General features: G+C 37.6%; 17 protein-coding genes and 2 pseudogenes. 2 read left to right on the top strand and 17 right to left on the bottom strand.

Features of this window, described 5'->3' with window-relative positions:
- Nucleotides 1-9: 9 nt before the first annotated feature.
- Nucleotides 10-1,155 (bottom strand): amidohydrolase, encoded by a 1,146-nt coding sequence (locus ACFX4I_RS11630; protein WP_377420721.1) that lies wholly within the window; start codon nt 1,153-1,155, stop codon nt 10-12.
- 46 nt (nt 1,156-1,201) lie between these two features.
- Nucleotides 1,202-2,056 (bottom strand): MurR/RpiR family transcriptional regulator, encoded by an 855-nt coding sequence (locus ACFX4I_RS11625; RefSeq protein WP_377420719.1) that lies wholly within the window; start codon nt 2,054-2,056, stop codon nt 1,202-1,204.
- A 546-nt stretch (nt 2,057-2,602) separates the two neighbouring features.
- On the opposite strand from ACFX4I_RS11625, the gene ACFX4I_RS11620 reads away from it, so the two are divergent.
- Nucleotides 2,603-3,019: a PaaI family thioesterase gene (locus tag ACFX4I_RS11620; RefSeq protein ID WP_377420717.1), complete on the top strand. Its 417-nt coding sequence runs from the start codon at nt 2,603-2,605 to the stop codon at nt 3,017-3,019.
- Between the two features lie 157 nt (nt 3,020-3,176).
- Here ACFX4I_RS11620 and ACFX4I_RS11615 read toward each other — a convergent pair whose 3' ends face one another.
- From ACFX4I_RS11615 to ACFX4I_RS11595, 5 genes are all read right to left on the bottom strand, one after another.
- A complete protein-coding gene (locus ACFX4I_RS11615) occupies nt 3,177-3,749 on the bottom strand; it encodes a hypothetical protein (RefSeq protein WP_377420715.1) in 573 nt (190 codons plus the stop codon).
- Between the two features lie 338 nt (nt 3,750-4,087).
- On the bottom strand, nt 4,088-5,308 hold the full coding sequence (locus ACFX4I_RS11610) for an MFS transporter (RefSeq protein WP_377420713.1): 1,221 nt from the start codon (nt 5,306-5,308) through the stop codon (nt 4,088-4,090).
- Nucleotides 5,309-5,360: 52 nt separating this feature from the next.
- Nucleotides 5,361-6,983, bottom strand: coding sequence for an N-acyl-D-amino-acid deacylase family protein (locus tag ACFX4I_RS11605; RefSeq protein WP_377420711.1), 1,623 nt, complete (start codon nt 6,981-6,983; stop codon nt 5,361-5,363).
- A gap of 22 nt (nt 6,984-7,005) precedes the next feature.
- Complete coding sequence (locus ACFX4I_RS11600) at nt 7,006-8,484, bottom strand: M81 family metallopeptidase (RefSeq protein WP_377420709.1); 1,479 nt, start codon at nt 8,482-8,484, stop codon at nt 7,006-7,008.
- Nucleotides 8,485-8,522: 38 nt separating this feature from the next.
- Entirely contained in the window at nt 8,523-9,842 is a 1,320-nt protein-coding gene (locus tag ACFX4I_RS11595; protein ID WP_377420707.1) for a helix-turn-helix domain-containing protein, read from the bottom strand.
- A 463-nt stretch (nt 9,843-10,305) separates the two neighbouring features.
- Between ACFX4I_RS11595 and ACFX4I_RS11590 the strand changes: the two are divergent.
- Nucleotides 10,306-10,505, top strand: a pseudogene (locus ACFX4I_RS11590) (GntR family transcriptional regulator); the annotation flags it as partial.
- Between the two features lie 515 nt (nt 10,506-11,020).
- Here ACFX4I_RS11590 and ACFX4I_RS11580 read toward each other — a convergent pair.
- The 10 genes and pseudogenes from ACFX4I_RS11580 to ACFX4I_RS11535 all read right to left on the bottom strand — a co-directional run.
- Nucleotides 11,021-11,341, bottom strand: a complete 321-nt coding sequence (locus ACFX4I_RS11580; protein ID WP_377420705.1) for a DMT family transporter — start codon at nt 11,339-11,341, stop codon at nt 11,021-11,023.
- Between the two features lie 40 nt (nt 11,342-11,381).
- Entirely contained in the window at nt 11,382-11,711 is a 330-nt protein-coding gene (locus ACFX4I_RS11575; RefSeq protein ID WP_098373169.1) for a DMT family transporter, read from the bottom strand.
- 29 nt (nt 11,712-11,740) lie between these two features.
- Nucleotides 11,741-12,613, bottom strand: a complete 873-nt coding sequence (locus ACFX4I_RS11570; protein ID WP_283932884.1) for a Cof-type HAD-IIB family hydrolase — start codon at nt 12,611-12,613, stop codon at nt 11,741-11,743.
- Between the two features lie 132 nt (nt 12,614-12,745).
- Nucleotides 12,746-13,528, bottom strand: coding sequence for a DeoR/GlpR family DNA-binding transcription regulator (locus ACFX4I_RS11565; protein WP_230304182.1), 783 nt, complete (start codon nt 13,526-13,528; stop codon nt 12,746-12,748).
- A 27-nt stretch (nt 13,529-13,555) separates the two neighbouring features.
- Nucleotides 13,556-14,569 (bottom strand): ABC transporter ATP-binding protein, encoded by a 1,014-nt coding sequence (locus tag ACFX4I_RS11560; RefSeq protein WP_230304181.1) that lies wholly within the window; start codon nt 14,567-14,569, stop codon nt 13,556-13,558.
- Entirely contained in the window at nt 14,569-15,441 is an 873-nt protein-coding gene (locus ACFX4I_RS11555; protein ID WP_230304180.1) for an ABC transporter permease, read from the bottom strand. The genes ACFX4I_RS11560 and ACFX4I_RS11555 overlap by 1 nt, the downstream gene beginning before the upstream one ends.
- Nucleotides 15,438-16,292, bottom strand: a complete 855-nt coding sequence (locus ACFX4I_RS11550) for an ABC transporter permease (RefSeq protein WP_377420702.1) — start codon at nt 16,290-16,292, stop codon at nt 15,438-15,440. Before ACFX4I_RS11550 ends, ACFX4I_RS11555 begins: the two co-directional genes overlap by 4 nt.
- A 119-nt stretch (nt 16,293-16,411) precedes the next feature.
- Nucleotides 16,412-17,245 (bottom strand): alkaline phosphatase family protein, encoded by an 834-nt coding sequence (locus ACFX4I_RS11545; protein ID WP_230304178.1) that lies wholly within the window; start codon nt 17,243-17,245, stop codon nt 16,412-16,414.
- Nucleotides 17,235-18,347: an ABC transporter substrate-binding protein gene (locus tag ACFX4I_RS11540; protein ID WP_230304177.1), complete on the bottom strand. Its 1,113-nt coding sequence runs from the start codon at nt 18,345-18,347 to the stop codon at nt 17,235-17,237. The genes ACFX4I_RS11545 and ACFX4I_RS11540 overlap by 11 nt, the downstream gene beginning before the upstream one ends.
- Before the next feature lie 158 nt (nt 18,348-18,505).
- Nucleotides 18,506-18,610, bottom strand: a pseudogene (locus tag ACFX4I_RS11535) (nickel import ATP-binding protein NikD); the annotation flags it as partial.
- Nucleotides 18,611-18,858: the final 248 nt, after the last annotated feature.

Below are 18,858 nucleotides of genomic sequence, written 5' to 3'. Positions count from 1 at the left end.
ATTAGATTTTTATAGTGAAAAATTCTCTTCTTCTGTCGCCATCATTACTGTGTTAATTAAAATTTTCGTTCCATAAATTAGTGCTTGTAAATTAAACTTCATATCCGGATGGTGAAGACCAGGCGTTAAATCGCAGCCTAACCCTATCATGGTTGCGGTTATATCAGGATTTTGGGCTGTATAAAAATGAAAATCCTCTCCTCCTTGAGAAACACAAGCTGGAACGACATTTTCCGTCCCAATGATATCTCCTATGGCGGCCTCAGCCAGCTTTATCGCTTTTTCATGCAAGCTCGCAGCTGGAACAAATTCTTCCGCAGACCAGGAGATGGATGTACCAGTTTGCACCATTGTCTGATCAATAGCTTCCTTTGTTAAGCTATTTAGTTCATTCATTACAACATTTGACTGTGCTCTGGCATCAATTGCAAAGCCAGCTGTTTCCGGGATGACGTTTGATGCTTTGTTTTTTGTTTCAAATTGAGTCATTTTGATGGAATAAGGAGTTTCGGTAACTAGATTAATCTGCTGTAATTTTTGTATAAGCAAAGCCGCTGCCTCGATGACATTTATTCCATCTTGCGGTCGGGATGCATGGGCCTGAATGCCTTTGATTGTTCCCCTTATTGTTTCGGCAGAGCCATGGACAATGACGGGGGAAGCTTTCATATAAGGAACCTCCGTACTGGGTCTTACATGTACCCCGAATAAATATGTAACATCCTCCAATGCGCCATCATTGATCATTTGAAGAGCGCCTTCTCCTTTTTCTTCCGCAGGCTGAAATATAAATCGGAGAGTGTGTTTAGGACGGATTCCACTGGAGGCAATGGCCAATGCTGTATATAAAACCATTGTGCTATGTGCATCATGTCCACATGAATGATTGGCCTTTACAATTCCATCTACTTCCTGAACAAGCGCATCCATATCAGCCCTTAATGCCACAACCTTTTTTGAGATGCCTGGAATCTCGGCAATGATTCCATGATGGCTCTGAAATGTTTTTGTGGTTATTCCTGCTTTCCTAAGACATTTTAATATATAGCAAGACGTTTTTTCCTCCTGCCAGCTTGGCTCAGCCAAAGAATGCAGGTCATGGTAGGACTTTATCAATGATTCTTGATGCTGATCAATATATTGAATCGGGTTCATAATGATGCACCTCCTCCTTTACATGAATTTTAACTTTATTAAAAACTCATTCATTAAACACTTCATAACTTGAATATAGCCTTTCTAATTTTTGCTGATGGGTATGGATCCGTTTTTCGTCTTTTTGATGTATGCCTGCAATAACCAAGTCCAATAAACTAATAACGGAAGCGATTGAATTGGTTCCGGTTTCTGCGTTTTCTTCAGTTGTCAATGCAATATCAGCGATGCGGCCAACAGGTGACAGAAGGCGGTCTGTAACTGAAATTAAACAAACTCCTTGTTCTTTGGCACACTCAGCAACTTTTAATGTTTCATTCGCATACCTCGGAAAGGAAAAAACAACTATCGCAGACTTGTTAGTGAGGTTACAAAACTTTTCATAAAAGTCACCTGTTGGTGAACATAAACTTACATTTTCCCTTAATGAACTTAGAGTATAGGAGAACCAATAGGCGGCGGCATGGGAAATGCGATGCCCTGCAATTAATACTTGATCAGCCTGGATCAAGACATCGACAGCTCTCCATATATCCTGAACGTTCGTATGATCTAATAGATGTCTTAAAATATGAACTTCGTTTTCTATCACTTTGGTAAATGGATCTTGCTTGTCATCAATGCCGAGAATGGAATCACTATTGGATATGTCTATATGATTTTGGTGCAGCAGCTGTTTTTGAATTCTGGCCTGCATTTTACTAAACCCTTCAAATCCTAATGAATAGGAAAACCGAATGACCGTCGTTTCACTAACCTCCGCTTCCCGACCAATTTGAAATGCCGTTTTAAAGGCGGCTTCATCCAAATTTTCAATCAGGTAAGCGGCAACTTTTTTTTGACCTGCCGATAAATGGTCAAATTTTTCCTTTACTAATAATTTAAAAGGAAGATGTTCCAAAATATTACCCCTTTCCGACGAATCAAATACTTTTTATTATAAAAATGGTGAAGGTAATCCTTCTTTGTTTTATACACTATCACAATTTAATTAGAAAAAGAAGGAGATTTTTGATTTTTTTGATAATTAATAACTTCAAATTTCAATCAGATAATATGCCTTTTAGTTAAAAAGCAAAAAAAACTATAAGAAGGTAGGCAAGTTCGAAGAAAAGCCATTATGCCTACAGTTTTTTTCTAAAAATCCATTACAGTTGATTGGAGCGGGTGTTCGAGACTCCTGCTTAGAAAAGCGTGTCTAGGAAGACCCCGCAGGCGGAAGCCGAGGAGGCTCCCGGGACCGCCCGCGGAAAGCGAGTACCCTACGTTCCAATCAACGTTGAAATTTTACAACCCAACAAAAAACATTCCAGTTGATTTCAGAAATCCGCTCCCTTCTTCATTTTCATTTACTTTATTTGTAAACTCAACAACTTCATTGACATTTAACATCGAGATATATGTTAGAATATTCTGTAGTTTCAACTTATTCAAGGGGGGCAATTTAATGGGGAAATCACTTAAAGGACATGAACTTTTACAAGTTTTAACAGAGGGGAAACAACCTCCGAATTGTGATCTAACGTTACAGATTGAAGCAAATTATGCCCAGGATGGAATTGCGAGAGGTGTATGGAAAGTAGATGAAAAGTTTATTAACGGAATTGGTGTAGCAATGGGTGGATTTGTCACTTCTGCAGCGGATATTATGATGGCTTATGCGATATCATCTAAATTAAGCATCGGACAATCCTTCGCATCCATTGATTTACATACTACCTTTCATCGACCAGTGAGATTAGGAGACGTACAGGTTGAAGCAAAAGTAGACCGAATCGGGAAAAAAACTGCTTATGTACTCGCAGATTTATTTCAAAATGATAAAAAAGTGGCAAGCGTTGTGTCATCACTTATGATCCTTTAAACCAGATAAAAAAGCATGTTGCACAAAAAGCCCTTCGTAACATGCTTCTTTCATTTAAACAATTCGATAAAATCAAGAACGGCCCACAAGATTCACCGCTTCGCCTAATCACTTCATTGTAATTTCCATTTTATATTTTCTTTGGATAGACCCATGATCAAACAAACCATCGCAGCACGGGGCTTTTGAGATCCATGGTGAATAAACCATAATCAATGACAACCATTTCATCATTCTCGTTATATCCGACATTATCTAAACGCAAATCTATGGGTATAATACCGTACCTCAGGAATTTTAATTCCAACGTGATCAGTTTCGTATATTCCTTGATTGCAAACGGCACTTTCGTGTCCACCTTCTTCATGATAATCCAGCCCGTCCCATGCTCCTTAACCGGACATAAATACTTTTTGACTTCCTCATTACAGTTATTATATATATAGGCTTCATTTGCATTGCTTATTAATCCTATTTCTGACAATGCAATTTTTAAAATATAGCCATTATTTAAATCATAGACGACTCTGTTAAGACCATGCCCGATCATTTTATACTTGAACTTTAGCGTTTTTCTGGCGGTAGATACTATTTGTGCAGCGGTTAAATAAAATTGGAATATCCCTATTTGAGATATCCAGGACTCAATGGCTTTTATCTCTTGTATGGACAGCATTGTACTTTTATTCGGCTGATGTATCCTTTCCTTACCATTGTTAATTGGCCACATTCCCTAAATGTCTCCTTTTTTTAAAAATTTATTAATAGAGAGATGGAGTTTCTTGGATGAAAAAACAATAGAAGAATAAATCCATTTCTCAGTTTTTCAAGATTTCCCCTTCGTAATATGATATGTCTTTATTATAAAACGGCTTGTACTGTAGCTGATGATACTAGAAAAAACTACAAATTTTTCAATGAAGGGAAGGAAAAAGAGAAACCTGCTTATTTTTGAGTCTTCTTAAATTAATTCAAAAACCCCGGGGTGGCTTTCAAGGCCAACTCCGGGGTTTTTGAATTTTCATATTTTTATCGTTTTTGGCAAGGTATGCGTCGCCTTTTCATGTACTATGCTAATAAGTCAACATCTTTTGGTTGCTTCATATGATTATTCTTTTTAATGGATAGCGCAGCAATTATTGAAATGGCGGAACAAGCGATTAAGAACCAAAAGGCCCCATTGTAGGATCCTGTAAGGGTGATTATAAAGCCCATGACAAGAGGTGATATGAATCCTGCCGCCTGTGCCCCCATATTAATTACTCCCATTGCGGAACCGATAACCTTTTTAGACATGATTTTATGCGGCAAAGCAAAGGCAACTGTAAAGGCAAAGCTTTTAAAGACCATACAAAGGTTCAAATATACCATAGCTGCTTCAAGGGAGGTCGAGGTAAACATCATATACAGGAATATCCCTGACATGAGCATGCCAAATGCTGCATAATATTTTTCTAAGTTATTAAAAAACCTGTCAAGAACCCATCCGCTGAACAACATAGCAACTCCAGTTGAAATACCCGGTAACGCTGCATAAAAACCCATGGACAACAGATCCATTCCTCTTGCTTCCATCAAATAAGATGGAATCCAGGAAGAAAGCCCCCAATTTACTATTCCGGCAGCAAACCACATGACGGTTATTTTCCACAATCCGGAATTCATCAGCAATTCCTTCATTGGAATTCTATTTTCTTTTAATGGAGCAGTGCTTTCTTTTGGTTTAAAATACACCCAGAAAGCTATCGTTAACAGTATTCCTAGCAATCCGATTACATAAAACATGTTTCTCCAGCCCATAAATAAAATCATCGGCGCAGCCACCAATGGGGCAAGTGCCATCCCAAAGTAATTGGATGACATCAAGTAAGCAGAAGCCTTTGGCCTTTCATCCCGGGGAAAATAATCCGCAAGCCCCTTTTGGGAAGCTGAAGGATACCCTCCTTGTCCAAGTCCAAAGAGAAAACGTATGATAAGTAACGAAATAAGAGACCAAGCAAAACCGGTAAATACGGTAAAAACCGACCACACTATGATGGACCATATTAAGACTTTTCTCGAGCCCAGTTTGTCTGTCAGCCATCCTCCTGGTATTTGCATGATAGCATAGGATAAGAAGAAGCTACTTAAAATCGCCCCGACAGCAGCAGCATCCAAATTAAATTCTTCCTTAATAGATACAACAGCCACACTCATGACCATCCGATCCAAGTAATCAACCAGATAACCAACAAACAGTAAAAATAATATAAAGTGCTTATTTTGGGACACTCCAATGGAACGCTTCATCTTATTCCTCCCTTTTCTACTCATTTTTCGTAGGCAAATTAATTGGAATTATTTATCGACCCTGGAATGTTCCCACTGTATCAATTTTTGAACTTGGAATACTTTTGATTACTTTTCCATCTCGTGCTCCTGTGTATTCCCCCTGGTAAACGGTTAATTTTCCGTTTATATAAACTGCAAGTATGCCTTCTGGCTCTGATAGCGGATTCTCAAATGTAGCTCGATCTTTAATTTTGTCAGGATCGAATATAACAATATCTGCCTGATAACCCGTTTTTATTAACCCCCTATCCTTTAATCTCATCAGCTGCGCAGGAGCACCTGTCATTCGACGAATGGCTTGTTCAAGTGTCAAAGCTCCTTCTTCCCTAACATATTTTCCTAATACTCTCGGAAATGTCCCATATAACCGAGGATGCGGCTTTCCACCAAAAATCCCATCAGATCCTACCATTTGCAGTGGGTGACACATGCCCAGCAGAACATCTTCTGCAAAACCCCAATGAATAACCATGGCTACATTTCCCTTTTCCTCTATCAGAATATCAAATGCGGCATCTTCAGGGGACTGCTGCCTAATTTCTGAAATTTCAATCATACCTTTACCTTCTAAGCTTTTATTCGAAGTAGTTTGAACGGATGTAATAATGATATTTTTCCAGCCACAATTTAACACCCAATTTTCATATTCTGTGTTTGTTTTAAATTCTTCCGTGATTCTTTTTCGTACTTCTGGAACACCCAATCGAATCAGCATTTCTTCCGTTCCCCCTGAATGCATCCAAGGCGGAAGTATGGCATGAAAAACGGTTGAAGCGGCTGAATATGGATATTGATCAAAAGTAATTTCAATCCCTTCCTGTCTAGCGGCATTCATCTTGTCAAGTGCTTTCTTAAATTTATCCCGATTTCCCTGGCCGATTATCTTAAAATGGGAAATATGTAATCTTACACCCGATTGTCTGGAGGCATCTATGACTTCATCCAATGCAGTTAACGAGTGAATGCTTTCATTGCGAATATGGACAACGAAACAGCCGTCATATTTCGCAGTACCCTTACATATTTCAATTAATTCTTCCTTATTGGAAAAAACGTTTGGCGGATATACCAAACCTGAGGACAAGCCTACTGCTCCTGAACGCATTCCTTCCTCGACCAGCAAACGCATTTTTTCCAATTCTTGTTTAGTAGCCGCTCTATCCTCAAATCCCATAACCAAGGAACGGACCGCGCCATGAGGTACTAGGTAAGCAGCATTGCCTATCATCTTTGACTTTTCTAGAAATGAAAAATATTCATCAATGCTATTCCAGGGCCACTCCCCGATATCGCCATTTAGTCCACTTAATTGTTTTTGCCATAACGGCTTTGTTTTTTCCGATACAGGAGCGACAGAAATGCCATCCTGTCCAAATAACTCTGTAGTCACACCCTGAAGTGCCTTTATTTTATGAACTTCCGGAACGGTGCAGAGCAAATCAGAATGGACATGAGGATCAATAAACCCTGGGGAAACTGCCAACCCATTGGCATCGATAGTTCGTACAGCTTGTTCACCGCTTAAATTTCCCATAAAAACAATTTTTCCATCCTCTATTCCAATGTCAGTTTTCGTCCATGGGTTTCCTGTTCCATCATAAACCCTTCCATTTTTTATTATTACGTCTAGCATTTGATCACATCCTATATTTTAGTTAGACTAATAGATTATTTAAACTAGAATCAAAAGGGTAAATAGGTCTGCTTATATTCTTGTAATTAAAGGTTGATAGCTTTGCACTGCTTAACCCTGGCGAGTCAATAGTTATAATTTCTTTAGCAATAGGCATGAAGGCTGCCCGGAAATGGTGAGATGATTTCAATCCAACAATACTTGATTTTTCAACATCGATTCCATGAAGGAGGAAAATTTGTTCATCAAATGTCTGTGAATTTACAGAGCATACAATGATATCCACGTTTCCAACCAATAATCTTGCACTCCTACCCAGGTTCACTTTGCTTCCTTTCCACATCGGTGAGGATTGAATAAACTTGCCATCAGATAGACTTTTTACATAAGCTGATATTTTTAGAGGGCTGCCGTGTAATGTATCTGTTTTACCGCCTAATTCGACTTGAATTAGGGAACCCACACCTTCTTTATGCGCCATTTCCGCAACTCCTGGATCAAAAATAAATCCAAAGCAGCTATTTGGAATGTTTGCTTCAATCATTTCCTTCAATAAAAATGTGCCATCTCCTGGTGTACCCGCACCAGGGTTATCGGAAGCTTCATTAATGATGATGGGCATTTCCTTCTGGGAGGAAGCATATGTAATGGCTTTCTTTGGTGAAGGCAATATAGGAAAAAATTCATCTTTTTTCTCAAAAATTCTAACAGCTATATCATCTGAAATTTTTTGTGCTAATGAGGGTTCATTGTTCGTAATGGCAATTACTGAAACTCCTGCGTGAGGGATATCTGAATATGGGAAGCCGTGAAATAAGGTACAATCAAGCACCTTAGGATGCTTTTCCCATTCCTGGCACCATTCATTGATTTCTTTAATTGGAGAATAGTAGGAAGTAGTAGTAGGAATAAGTAATGGTAATTTAGTTAGAGACATTTCCGGGTTAACTTTACCTTGAATGATACGAGCAGTTACATCAATCGCTTCTATCCCCCTTTCATAGGAATCCGTATGAGGGTAATCTATATTGCCGAGTAGTACATCTGCTTCTTTAACCATGGTTTCCGTAATATTACCATGCAGGTCCAAAGCAGCTACGATTGGTATTTCTGATCCCAAAATGCTTCTTAATTCCGATAAAATCTCACCTTCAATATCGTCAATACCTTCTGCTACTCCTGCTCCATGAAGAAATAGACAAATCCCGTCCAGTTTGCCCGAATTCATAATGCTTGATATTAATAGATTTTTTGCTTTTTGAAACGTTTCAGGTGTTATCGTTCCTGATGGATTGGCCATGGCTGCAAAGGTCGGCACAATTTCAATCCCTAGCTCTTCTCCCCGATGGATCATCCCACCCAAATAATCCAATACACCAGTATGCCTATCGAGAAGTTCCTCTCCTTGGGTCCATTCCCATACTTTAAATAAGTCGACTGTCGTTCTTACTTGAGAAAATGTATTCGTTTCGTGAGCCAACTGACCAATTGCTATTCTCATAAAATTTCCCCTTTCTTCACTATTAAATGAATAAAACCCTATTTGACTGACTCCCTGGAAAATTGAAATTCATATAACTGTCGGGGTCTCCCCCGGTTAATGGGCTGTTCCTCACCCACGATGACAGCTAGATTCGTATTTTCAAGGGTATTCAGGATTCTCCTAGCGCTCCTAATGGTCAAACCTAATCCGTTAGCAAGATCATTTGAAGTGATGCATCTATTGCCAAAGCACTCACAAAAGGAAAGTAATTTGTTTATGGTTGCAATACTGAGCCCAGCTGTTTTTGCTAAATTCATTAGATGTGGGTCGTCACTCCGCAAGGAATATTTCAATTTCCCATCTTTTCCGACAGGCCCAAAAACAGTTCCATCCATGTCAACCACAAAGCAACTCGGTTTATTAACTCTCGCTTTCATAAGTGCTTTACGAGCACTCACTTCCGCTTCGTTTGCTGTATGTCCAAATCCTATTCCAATGGTGGTCTCTACATCAATTTTCATGGCTATCTCATCTAATAGCGGAGCTTTTTTATATTTGTGGGTAGTCCTTTCAATGGCGCCCCGAGTGGTTATAAATCGGACTTCATCTCGTTCTGACCAGTCAAAAATAGCCTGGACCTCTTCACAAAAATCGATTAGAAGATTTTGAAGTGCAGCCTTTTTTCGCTGTTCCCCATATTCTGATATGGGCTTTTTTAAAGAAGAAAGCAAGTTATTAAAATGCAGGATACCAATGGCAATTTGTGTATCGCTTTGAAGCAAGGCCTTCCCCTCCAAAAGAACATTATTCAAGCTAGTTCGAATAGCGGACATTGTAGGGAGAACCCTGAATACTAGCACCCCTAGCCCTTTTAACGATTCGTATACGGATTTAACACAGGTAACGGCCACCTGAGTTTGATTATTTTTCCATAATTCATAATGAAAATGAACCAATTCATCCGCTTTTTGATCAGCTTTCAGAAACATCTTTTCTGGATATATTTCTAAATCCTCAAAACACTCTTTTACTTCTCTATTTGGCAATGTGTCTATACTAATCCTTAACGGTTCCTTGATTGGATTAAAAGAAGTTTCTGTAATGATCTTAAAAAGAGTACGATACAAGGATGTTCCTGTTGAGGGGATAAATACCATAGGTTTTGTAATATTTTGATTCTTTGCCATTTGATAAGGAATTATGCCTACAAAGAATAAAACATCCGCCTCGTCGACTCTTCTTTTAATCACTTCTATTGTTTCCTGTTCATGTTTGTAAGGTGCAGGTAACATGGTAATGTCAGAGTACGATTGGCCGATAGTAAACACTAGTTCTACTAAATCTATAGGACCTATTACTAATACTTTTGTATTCATCCGATCCTCCATTTTTATTTTTCGAATAATACTGAATAGTAAGTTTTTATTATTGTTTATAACTTTAACTATCTAAATAATAAAAGTAAATGTCTGTTAATGGACCGAAATACGTTTTTTTTGAGCAGTCAGTTATTTATTTGGGCTTTCTCCATTCCTTTTCCACTAGAGAATACTATATCTTTTGGCATCCAGTTCGACCTGGGCCTTTATTGATCTATTATCGATATCATATGTTAATTGGGCAATATTAGGAAAAATATGTCTATTTGCCACATATCATTGTTTATCAAGACCTACATTTAAAAAATATAGATAAAATTAAAGGACATTACATATTAGTTTATATCAAATAGGTAATGTCCTTTATTCATTAAAAATCGGGCTCTTATGGATGAATACTTAAAGGAATTTATGGATTTGAATTTGTTGCCATACAATTTTATAAATGTATGAAAAAAGGATGAGGATTGTGCCTATTAATCCGTTTGAAAAATATTCAATGACATGGAAGCCGACATTAAATCGAGAAGATAGACCGATTTATCAGGCATTAGCTAAGCAGTAGAATGTAACATTATATAGGGGCGTTTAGTTCCAGGCACAAAACTTCCACCGCAAAGAGAGTTAGCAGACTTTTTGGATGTGAATCTAAGTATGCTACCAAATCGTGTATCATATGGACCTTTACATGATGAGTATAAATGGCTATACATTGCGTAGGATATTTTGCTAATCATATCTATATCCATTGGAAATTAGATACCAATACAGGAACCTAATACTGGGGAAATTGATGCTTTCCTTGCATAAAAAAATGCCCGATTCCATAATATTAGAATCGGACATTTTATAAAGCTATTAAAGTTAAGGTAAAACTGCTGCCCATTAAATAGACGTCTACTTCCCGGCCTTCGATCCGGGAGTAAATAATTTTTCTTGAAATTTACTTGACATGGATATAAGCGATAAGATTACAAGGGATTTCATATCGCCGTGTGTTTATGCTACGGCTCTCGAGTCGATTTTCTGTTTCCGTTTGTTCTTGTTCTTTTTCTTATACCACCACATATAGACACCAGTGAACATCAGTATAGATGGAGTAAGACCACCGATAGCATACAAAATTTTAGTAAATAGGCCACCAAATCTACTTATTGCCATTTAAAACCCTGACCTTAATGTCCAGAAGTCATTTTAATACCTACTGCCCCTGCAATAATACACATAATAAATAGGGTTAATCTTAAACTTCTAGGTTCATTAAAGAAGATCATTCCTGCTAAAACACTTCCAACAGAGCCGATACTGGTCCAAATTGCATAGGCAGTCCCCACTGGAATAGAAGTTAATGACAAAGAAAGAAAATAAAAGCTTAAACTCCCCAAAAAAAGACACGCTACAGAGGGTAGCAATTTTTTAAACCCGTCTGCACGTTTCAGGCTTATAACACTGCCGATCTCGGCAAATCCGGCAATAAGAAGAAAAAAACAAGCCATTGAATCATCTCCTAACCTTGCATAAATCATATCATTTCCTTTAATGTTTAGGTTGTGCCGGATTGATCTTTATTCCAATTATCCCCAATATCATTAAAGCCATAAAAAATACTTTCAGTGGATTAATGGTCTCTCCCAAAAAAAGCATCCCAATTACTACTGTTCCCACCGTTCCCAATCCGGTAAAAATGGCGTAACCAGTTCCTAAGGGAATGGAATGTAAAGCTTTTGAAAGTAAAAAGAAACTAAAGATTATAATAACTACCGTTACTATACTAGGTATAATTTTGGTGAATCCGTGAGAATATTTAAGACCGATCACCCAGACGATTTCCAAAAGTCCTGCCATTATGATATATATCCATGCCATTTTATCGCTCTCTCCTTCGGCATTGACACTTATTTTTGAACCACGAAGTTCTCCATATATCGATAAATCGCATAAGCTACCCCATTCTCATCATTTTTAAGGGTTGTCGTTGTACAAACAGCTTTTATGACATCTTTCGCATTTCCCATCGCTACGCTGTATCCAACTTTCTGGAACATGGATAAATCATTGTTGCTGTCCCCGATTGCCATAGCCTGATCCAGGGAGCCATTCCTCAAAAAAGCCAATTTTTCAAGGGCCATTCCTTTTGAAGCTCTTTTACTAGTAATTTCAATGTTGTGATCAGCAGATGAAACAACCATCAACTCATCAAACTGTTTGAATTGGTTCCATGCTTCTTCTAATTTCTTTTTATCAAAAGAACATGCCAATATGTTATAGAATTCTTCCTCCTGTTTTAAGATATCATGATAGTTTTCAACTAAAACATATCCAAACTGGTCAAATTGCCTTTCCGCTACTTCAACTAATTCTTTCATATCTGTATTCAAATCTGCGTTTTTCAAACTTTTAATCTCATTATGGAAATGTTCTCTACCCTTTTTAAGAGTATAAATGGCTTTATCAGTAAACACTTCGTAATAATAATTCCGTTCATCTAACCATTGGAGTATAGATTCGACACAATCTTTAGTTATCGTAATAGAAGAAATGCACTTTCCGCTTTTGGAATGGATGGTTGCGCCATTTGTCCCGATTACAAATGGGGAAATCCCGGCTTTTTCACAAATTGTTTGAACGTCAAAATAAGCCCGTCCTGTTGAAATAACTACTTCAAAGCCTCTATCTTGGGCATATTGAACCGCCTTTATATTTTCTTCACTAATTTCATTCTGGTCGTTTAATAATGTTCCGTCTAAATCTATCGCAATGAAACTCATGCTATATAGCCCCTTTTCTCATTCTATCTATTAAATTCTCTTTCTAGCTTTTATACCTGCTATCAATAAAAATCCAATCAAAAAAGAGAGAGAACTCCTTCATCCATCTCGATATGTCCTTTTACGGATTGACTATGCTTGAATCCAATTGATCTCCTCTAATTTTGAATGATTTCTCCATTCCACTGGAAATGGTTGCTCGCAGACAATCACATCGACTTTTTCTAGAGGACAAACTTTACTAAATGTGTCGACACCAATTTTAGAGTAATCCGTTAGCAATATAACTTGCTTTGATACCTCGACCATCTTGCGTGAAACTAATGTTTCATGTAAATGATAATTACTAACCCCACTTTGAATGGAAACACCACCAGCTGAAATGAACGCTTTATCAATATTAAATTGGTTTAACATTTGTTCAGTGAGACCGCCGCTTATAGATTGATGCTTTGGATCAATTTGTCCTCCTAGTAATAGAATTTGTCCTGTAAACTTATTTTCATTGAGCAATTCGGTTAACACAGACGACACAGGAAGAGAATTGGTCAAAATCGTAATGTCTATTTTATTTTCGATACACTGCGCAAATTCAAGCATGGTTGTCCCTACATCAATGGCAATCACATCTCCGTTAGAAATGAGTTCTACTGCTTTTTTCCCAACCTTGATTTTCGCTACTTGATTCACCGTTTTACGCTGTGTAAATGGAGGCTCCGCAAATTCAAAAACTGTTTTAATCGCTCCACCGTAAACCCTCTTTAAAAGTCCTTTTTCCTCTAATATCATTAAATCACGTCGAATCGTTTCCTCTGAAACATTAAATTGATCAACTAATTCCATAACTTTTACTTTTCCCATTTTGTTAAGTTCTTTTAAAATTTCATTCTTTCTTTCTTCTGGCAAAACAGACATATTACTTCCCCCGTGATCATTAATAATTTATAAAATAATGCATTCTTCCTTCGGTACAAGAATATGAACGCGTGCTCCTTGCTCAAACATTTTCCCTCGGTGGTGAAGATAGTCTACAAGGAAAGCGGACTCATCTGTTTCTACTTCATATCTTAAAACATTCCCTGTCATAGAAACATCTTTGATAAACCCTTTAATTCCCCAGTTCTCTTGTAAATCCAAGCTATCCTCACCAGCAGAAACTAATTGTAAAACTTCAGGACGAATGGCGACTTCATTCCCTTTTAATTCTGTGCTGCGAACAAGTTTATGGAAAACTTCCATATTACAAACATTATAATTTCCGATAAACTTTGCAACAAATGTATTGACTGGAGAAGTATAAATTTCTGATGGAGAACCGGATTGTACAACTTTTCCTTTATTCATGACAAAAATTCGATCAGACATCGTCATTGCTTCTTCTTGATCATGGGTAACAAAAATAGTTGTAATATCTAACTCTTTCTGTATTCTCTTTAATTCTTTTTGCAAACTTTTTCTAATTTTAGCATCCAATGCGCTTAACGGCTCATCCAAAAGCAGTACTTTCGGCTCCATGACAAGCGCACGGGCAAGAGCAACCCTCTGCTGTTGTCCACCAGATAATTGATGAGGATACGACTCTTCTTTTCCTATTAAATCAACCATATCAATCATATTTTTCACTTTTGATTTAATATTTTTTACCTTTTTCATTTTAAGGCCGTACGCGATATTGTCAAAAACGCTCATATTTGGGAAAAGCGCATAAGACTGAAATACCATACCGACTTCACGCTGACGCGGTGATAAATTAGTAATATCTTTTCCATCAATTAAGATTCTTCCTACATCCACACCTTCAAGCCCCGCAATGGAACGTAATAATGTACTTTTCCCGCATCCGCTTTGCCCAAGAAGTGTAGCAAATTCTCCTTTTTTTAATGTTAAAGAAATGTCATTTAGAACGACTTGATTTTCATACCCCTTAGTCACTTGATCAATGGTTACATAGCACATTACTTTTCACCTTCTATAGCAGTATTTTTATTACAGTGTTGTTTTTTTAAAAATGAAGGAATTCGCTTCTTATTTGACACGACAGGATTTTTTTCGTTTCTAAACGTAAGTTTTAATACAATCCCCGTTAAAAGTAAAATCATTGAATAATAAGTAATAACAATTGCACTTGTTAAGTGACCACTGCTGTTTAGTTTGTCGGCAAGATAAATTTGAATGGTTTCAAATCGGCCCCCGACAAGCAAATTGGCAAAAGCAAACTCACTAAATAAAAGAGCGACTGATAATAAGGTAGACACTAAAATACCAGATATTATATTTGGAAACACCACTGTGCGAAACGCCTGGAATTTTGTAGCACCGAGTAATTCAGCTGCATCAACAAGCTGCACAGCATTAATCGTACGAAGACTGCTACGAATACCTTGATACATAAATGGCAGAATCGTAATGAAATAAGCACCGATTAAAATCCAAGGTGTTCCGGCAATTTGAATCGGTCCATCTGAATATACCTTGATTAATCCTACAGCTCCAACAATGGGAGGAATTCCATAAGGAAGCATAGCTGCTGCTTGAAGTAATCCTTCCCATTTACTGAAATATACCGTGATGATAAAGATAGTCGGAAGCATAATAACAACACTAAGACCTACTGACATGACAATTAAAAACAGCGTTCGTCGAAAAGCATCATAAAACCGTTCATCTTGAAATAATTCAATATACCAATCCATTGTATAACTCTCAGGTAAAATGGTATGATCCCATTTACCGGCAATCGAGAATAAAAATGTTCCTACAAGCGGAATTAATAAATACATAACTAGTAACCCAACAATCACTTTATGAAAAGTCAATGAAGATTTCATCTTAAATCCCTCCTAATGCGGCGCATCATTCGTTCATTGAACCACATCGCTCCAATCATTGTCGCTGCTAGAAGAACTCCCATCGCACTACCTAGCTGCGGCTTTAATGCAACGTCACTAGCAACTAGAGAGGCAATTTGCAATGACAATAAGTTATAGTTGCTGCCTACTAATGCATACGCTGTAGCGTAAGCTCCCATCGAATTAGCAAACAAAATACTGAATGTACCTACAATACTAGGTAAAAGAACTGGAATCCCAATGTGAAGCCAAAATGATAATGTTGATCCTCCTAATAATGAAGAGGCTTCTTTCCATTGTTTCTTAATTCCTTGATAAGATGGGTAGATGAGCATAATAGCAAGCGGAATTTGAAAATATATATAAACAAGAATGAGGCCTGTCCATGAATATAAATTAAAATCCGCAAACACATCCCCACCAATCTTTGAAAAAAGCAACGTAAACAACCCATTGTTTCCAAGTAAAATAATAAATGAAAATGAAAGGGGAATACCCTCAAAGTTCGACGTCATATTGGCGATCATCAGTAAGCGATTTTGTATTTTTTGTGAGAACTTTGTAAACGAATAGGCTGCAATGACTGCTATAATCACAGAAGTTACAGCAGAAAATAAAGAAATGACAAGGCTATTTTGAATGGCTTGTAAGTAAAATTTACTTTTAAATATGGTGATATATTGATCAATCGTAACTTGAATTCCATTGTCTGCATAAAAACTATTTTTAATCATTGCCACTAATGGTCCTATTTCAAATCCAATCACAAACAAAATAAATGGCAGTAAAAGAGCTAATAAGTAAATTTTTTGTTTTTTAATTTTTCGCAAGACTTCTCGCTCCTCTATGTTCTCTAACAATTTGGGAATTGGTTTAACAACAGTACGTTCGTTAAACCAATTCCCGTCAACCTTCATTCTTCATTTTAATGTTGAATAGTGTATCTTTTTTAAAGGGTATTTTTTCCTTTCAGACCTGGAAATTGATATGAAATCATTTTATTGGACGGCTCAATATCTAAAAGTTCACAAACGAGCGGTGCAAAAGCTAATTGCGGAACTACTTCACTGTAAACGCCAGGCTCTACTTTTGGACTCATGATAAAGAGCGGTACATCACGCTCACCATCAGTTATGCCGCCATGGTTGCCATATTCACTCATGCCATGATCAGATGTAATTAAAATGTGGTAACCTTCTTTGATCCAAATTGGCAAAAGTTGTGCCAACAAGCTTCCCATTTTTAAGATTTGTTCACGATATTCTTTCGATTCCGAACCGAAAATTTCTCCTTTTACATCTACACCGAGCGGATGAATATATAAAAAGTGTGGGTCATACTTTCTGCGCAAAGCTTCTGCATCCATTAACACATGACTGTCCGGATAGTCATCATCCCAATAAAATTTCCCATATTGAATCGGCTTAGACTCTTCCTCTTGCTCACGATCCTCAATAAAATGGAATGGCGCGCGATTATAAAGTTCGCTTACCCAGTAATAAGATACCGTTCCGTTTCTTAAGCCGTTTTCTTTCGTAAGATGAAAGAGACTTTTCTCAGTAGATAAGCGAACGGCTTGATTGGACGTAATTCCGTTCACTGATGCCGGTGTACCTGTTAGTAACACTTCATATAATGGACGGGAAAGACTTGGGAGTTCCGACTTTACTTTGTAAAGTGCTGCCTGATTTGTTTCAACTAGATGTTGAATAAATCCAAGAGCCTCACATGCTTTATCATATCTCATACCATCAACAATAATTGCTATAACTTTATTTGACATGGACTAACACCTCTTCTTGCCAAAGCTGTGGTAAATTTTTAGCCGTTTCTTCCCAAGCTTTGTAATCTTCAATTGGTTTTGCATTTTTGTACTGTTCTTCTGGAACCATTTTTTCAGCTACTTCTTTCGGAAGTTCTACATCGCGAATTGGTCGGGCAAATCCTTTAGCTAAGTTAATTTGTCCTTCATCACTTAAGATATATTCTCTAGTTGCCATTGCCGCATGCGGATGCTTTGCATTTTTGTTAATAATAGTTGCGTAGCCGCTTACGACTGAACCTTCACTTGGAATGGCGACGTCAAATTGATCGCGGTTAATTTGGTCAGCGTAGCCAAGAGCATTGAAATCCCAAACAAGGGCAACTTCCACTTCACCTTTTTCGATGTTAGCCGGCTTGGCATCAGTTAAGCTAAGGCGGCCTTGCTTGGCAAGCTTAGCAAAATAGTCAATTCCTGGTTGGAGATTTGTTTCATCACCACCGTAAGCCTTAGCGGCAGCAAGAACGGCCATTTGGTTCTGTGTACCACGCTGAACATCTCCAACTGTTACTTTATAATCTCCTTTTAATATGTCATCCCATGATTTTGGCGGGTTATCTACTAATTCTTTATTAGTTAAGAATGCAATCGTTCCTTGGTAGCCAACAACCCAATCTCCATTGTCATCCTTTGCCCAGTCAGGTACCTCGTCCCAATAGGAAGTTTTATATGGCATCGTTAATTCTTTTTGTTCCGCGATGGGCCCAAAGGAAACCCCTACATCGCCGATATCAGCTGTTGCATTCTCTCCTTCAGATTCCATTTTGGCAATCTCTTCGGCACTGGATAAATCTGTATCATTGTGTTCCAATGTATATTTTTTCATCACTTCATTCCACGTTTCTCCCCAGTTAGCCCATGAATCAGGCATACCGACACTATTAATTGTCCCCTCTTCTTTTGCCTTTGTTTCAATTTCTTTCAGGGTTAACGAACTTGGATCCTTAATAACTGGAGCAGTCTCCTCTTTAGTAGCTCCACAAGCAGCTAATCCTAGTACACTCACTCCTAACATCACAGCTTGAATAGACTTGTAACAATTCTTCTTGAATGTGTAATTCATAAAAAGTGCCTCCATTTAATGTGGAATTATTAATGTTTATTACTGTTTGTTACGGATTAATCATAATCATTTAATATAAATCCCACATTAATCCAATGTTAAGATTTTGTAAATCAGTTCTTTATTTGACCAATTCATCATCAGCTTTTATGTTCATACAATTGAAAAGGATAGCTTTTTAATAGTTTCGCGGGATTTGGTAGGTTGACATTTTGCATCGTATCGACGGCAAGCTCCTTTGCTTGTTTTTTATTCAATGAGGTAGTACCTTCCTTTGTTTAAGTTCAAAATTAATGTCCTTTACAAAGGGGGACCTAAAGGTAACTGAATGGTAGCTGGCATACGATATGTAACCTCGTCCCAGTGAGCCCAAAAGTTAGACACTTTATTTAAATAAGCACAGCTTTGAGGGCATGAACCCGGAAATCTACTGGGCTCATGCCTTTCTTACGATTAGTCAATGTCTTTGTTTGAATTAATTTATTAGTATTTAGAATGTACAGAGTGTTCA

This window comes from Peribacillus sp. YIM B13472, assembly GCF_042788005.1.
GTDB lineage: Bacteria > Bacillota > Bacilli > Bacillales > DSM-1321 > Peribacillus > Peribacillus simplex_E.
This window is presented reverse-complemented; position numbering and strand designations above follow the sequence as displayed.

Excerpts from the sequence above, each read along its gene's own strand:
- ACFX4I_RS11595 (WP_377420707.1), bottom strand. The coding sequence starts at position 9,842 with ATGAATACAAAAGTATTAGTAATAGGTCCTATAGATTTAGTAGAACTA.
- ACFX4I_RS11570 (WP_283932884.1), bottom strand. The coding sequence starts at position 12,613 with ATGAGTTTCATTGCGATAGATTTAGACGGAACATTATTAAACGACCAG.
- ACFX4I_RS11615 (WP_377420715.1), bottom strand. The coding sequence starts at position 3,749 with ATGTGGCCAATTAACAATGGTAAGGAAAGGATACATCAGCCGAATAAA.
- ACFX4I_RS11555 (WP_230304180.1), bottom strand. The coding sequence starts at position 15,441 with ATGAAATCTTCATTGACTTTTCATAAAGTGATTGTTGGGTTACTAGTT.
- ACFX4I_RS11610 (WP_377420713.1), bottom strand. The coding sequence starts at position 5,308 with ATGAAGCGTTCCATTGGAGTGTCCCAAAATAAGCACTTTATATTATTT.
- ACFX4I_RS11580 (WP_377420705.1), bottom strand. The coding sequence starts at position 11,341 with ATGGCTTGTTTTTTTCTTCTTATTGCCGGATTTGCCGAGATCGGCAGT.
- ACFX4I_RS11630 (WP_377420721.1), bottom strand. The coding sequence starts at position 1,155 with ATGAACCCGATTCAATATATTGATCAGCATCAAGAATCATTGATAAAG.
- ACFX4I_RS11605 (WP_377420711.1), bottom strand. The coding sequence starts at position 6,983 with ATGCTAGACGTAATAATAAAAAATGGAAGGGTTTATGATGGAACAGGA.
- ACFX4I_RS11620 (WP_377420717.1), top strand. The coding sequence starts at position 2,603 with ATGGGGAAATCACTTAAAGGACATGAACTTTTACAAGTTTTAACAGAG.
- ACFX4I_RS11575 (WP_098373169.1), bottom strand. The coding sequence starts at position 11,711 with ATGGCATGGATATATATCATAATGGCAGGACTTTTGGAAATCGTCTGG.
- ACFX4I_RS11560 (WP_230304181.1), bottom strand. The coding sequence starts at position 14,569 with ATGTGCTATGTAACCATTGATCAAGTGACTAAGGGGTATGAAAATCAA.
- ACFX4I_RS11600 (WP_377420709.1), bottom strand. The coding sequence starts at position 8,484 with ATGAGAATAGCAATTGGTCAGTTGGCTCACGAAACGAATACATTTTCT.
- ACFX4I_RS11545 (WP_230304178.1), bottom strand. The coding sequence starts at position 17,245 with ATGTCAAATAAAGTTATAGCAATTATTGTTGATGGTATGAGATATGAT.
- ACFX4I_RS11540 (WP_230304177.1), bottom strand. The coding sequence starts at position 18,347 with ATGAATTACACATTCAAGAAGAATTGTTACAAGTCTATTCAAGCTGTG.
- ACFX4I_RS11565 (WP_230304182.1), bottom strand. The coding sequence starts at position 13,528 with ATGTCTGTTTTGCCAGAAGAAAGAAAGAATGAAATTTTAAAAGAACTT.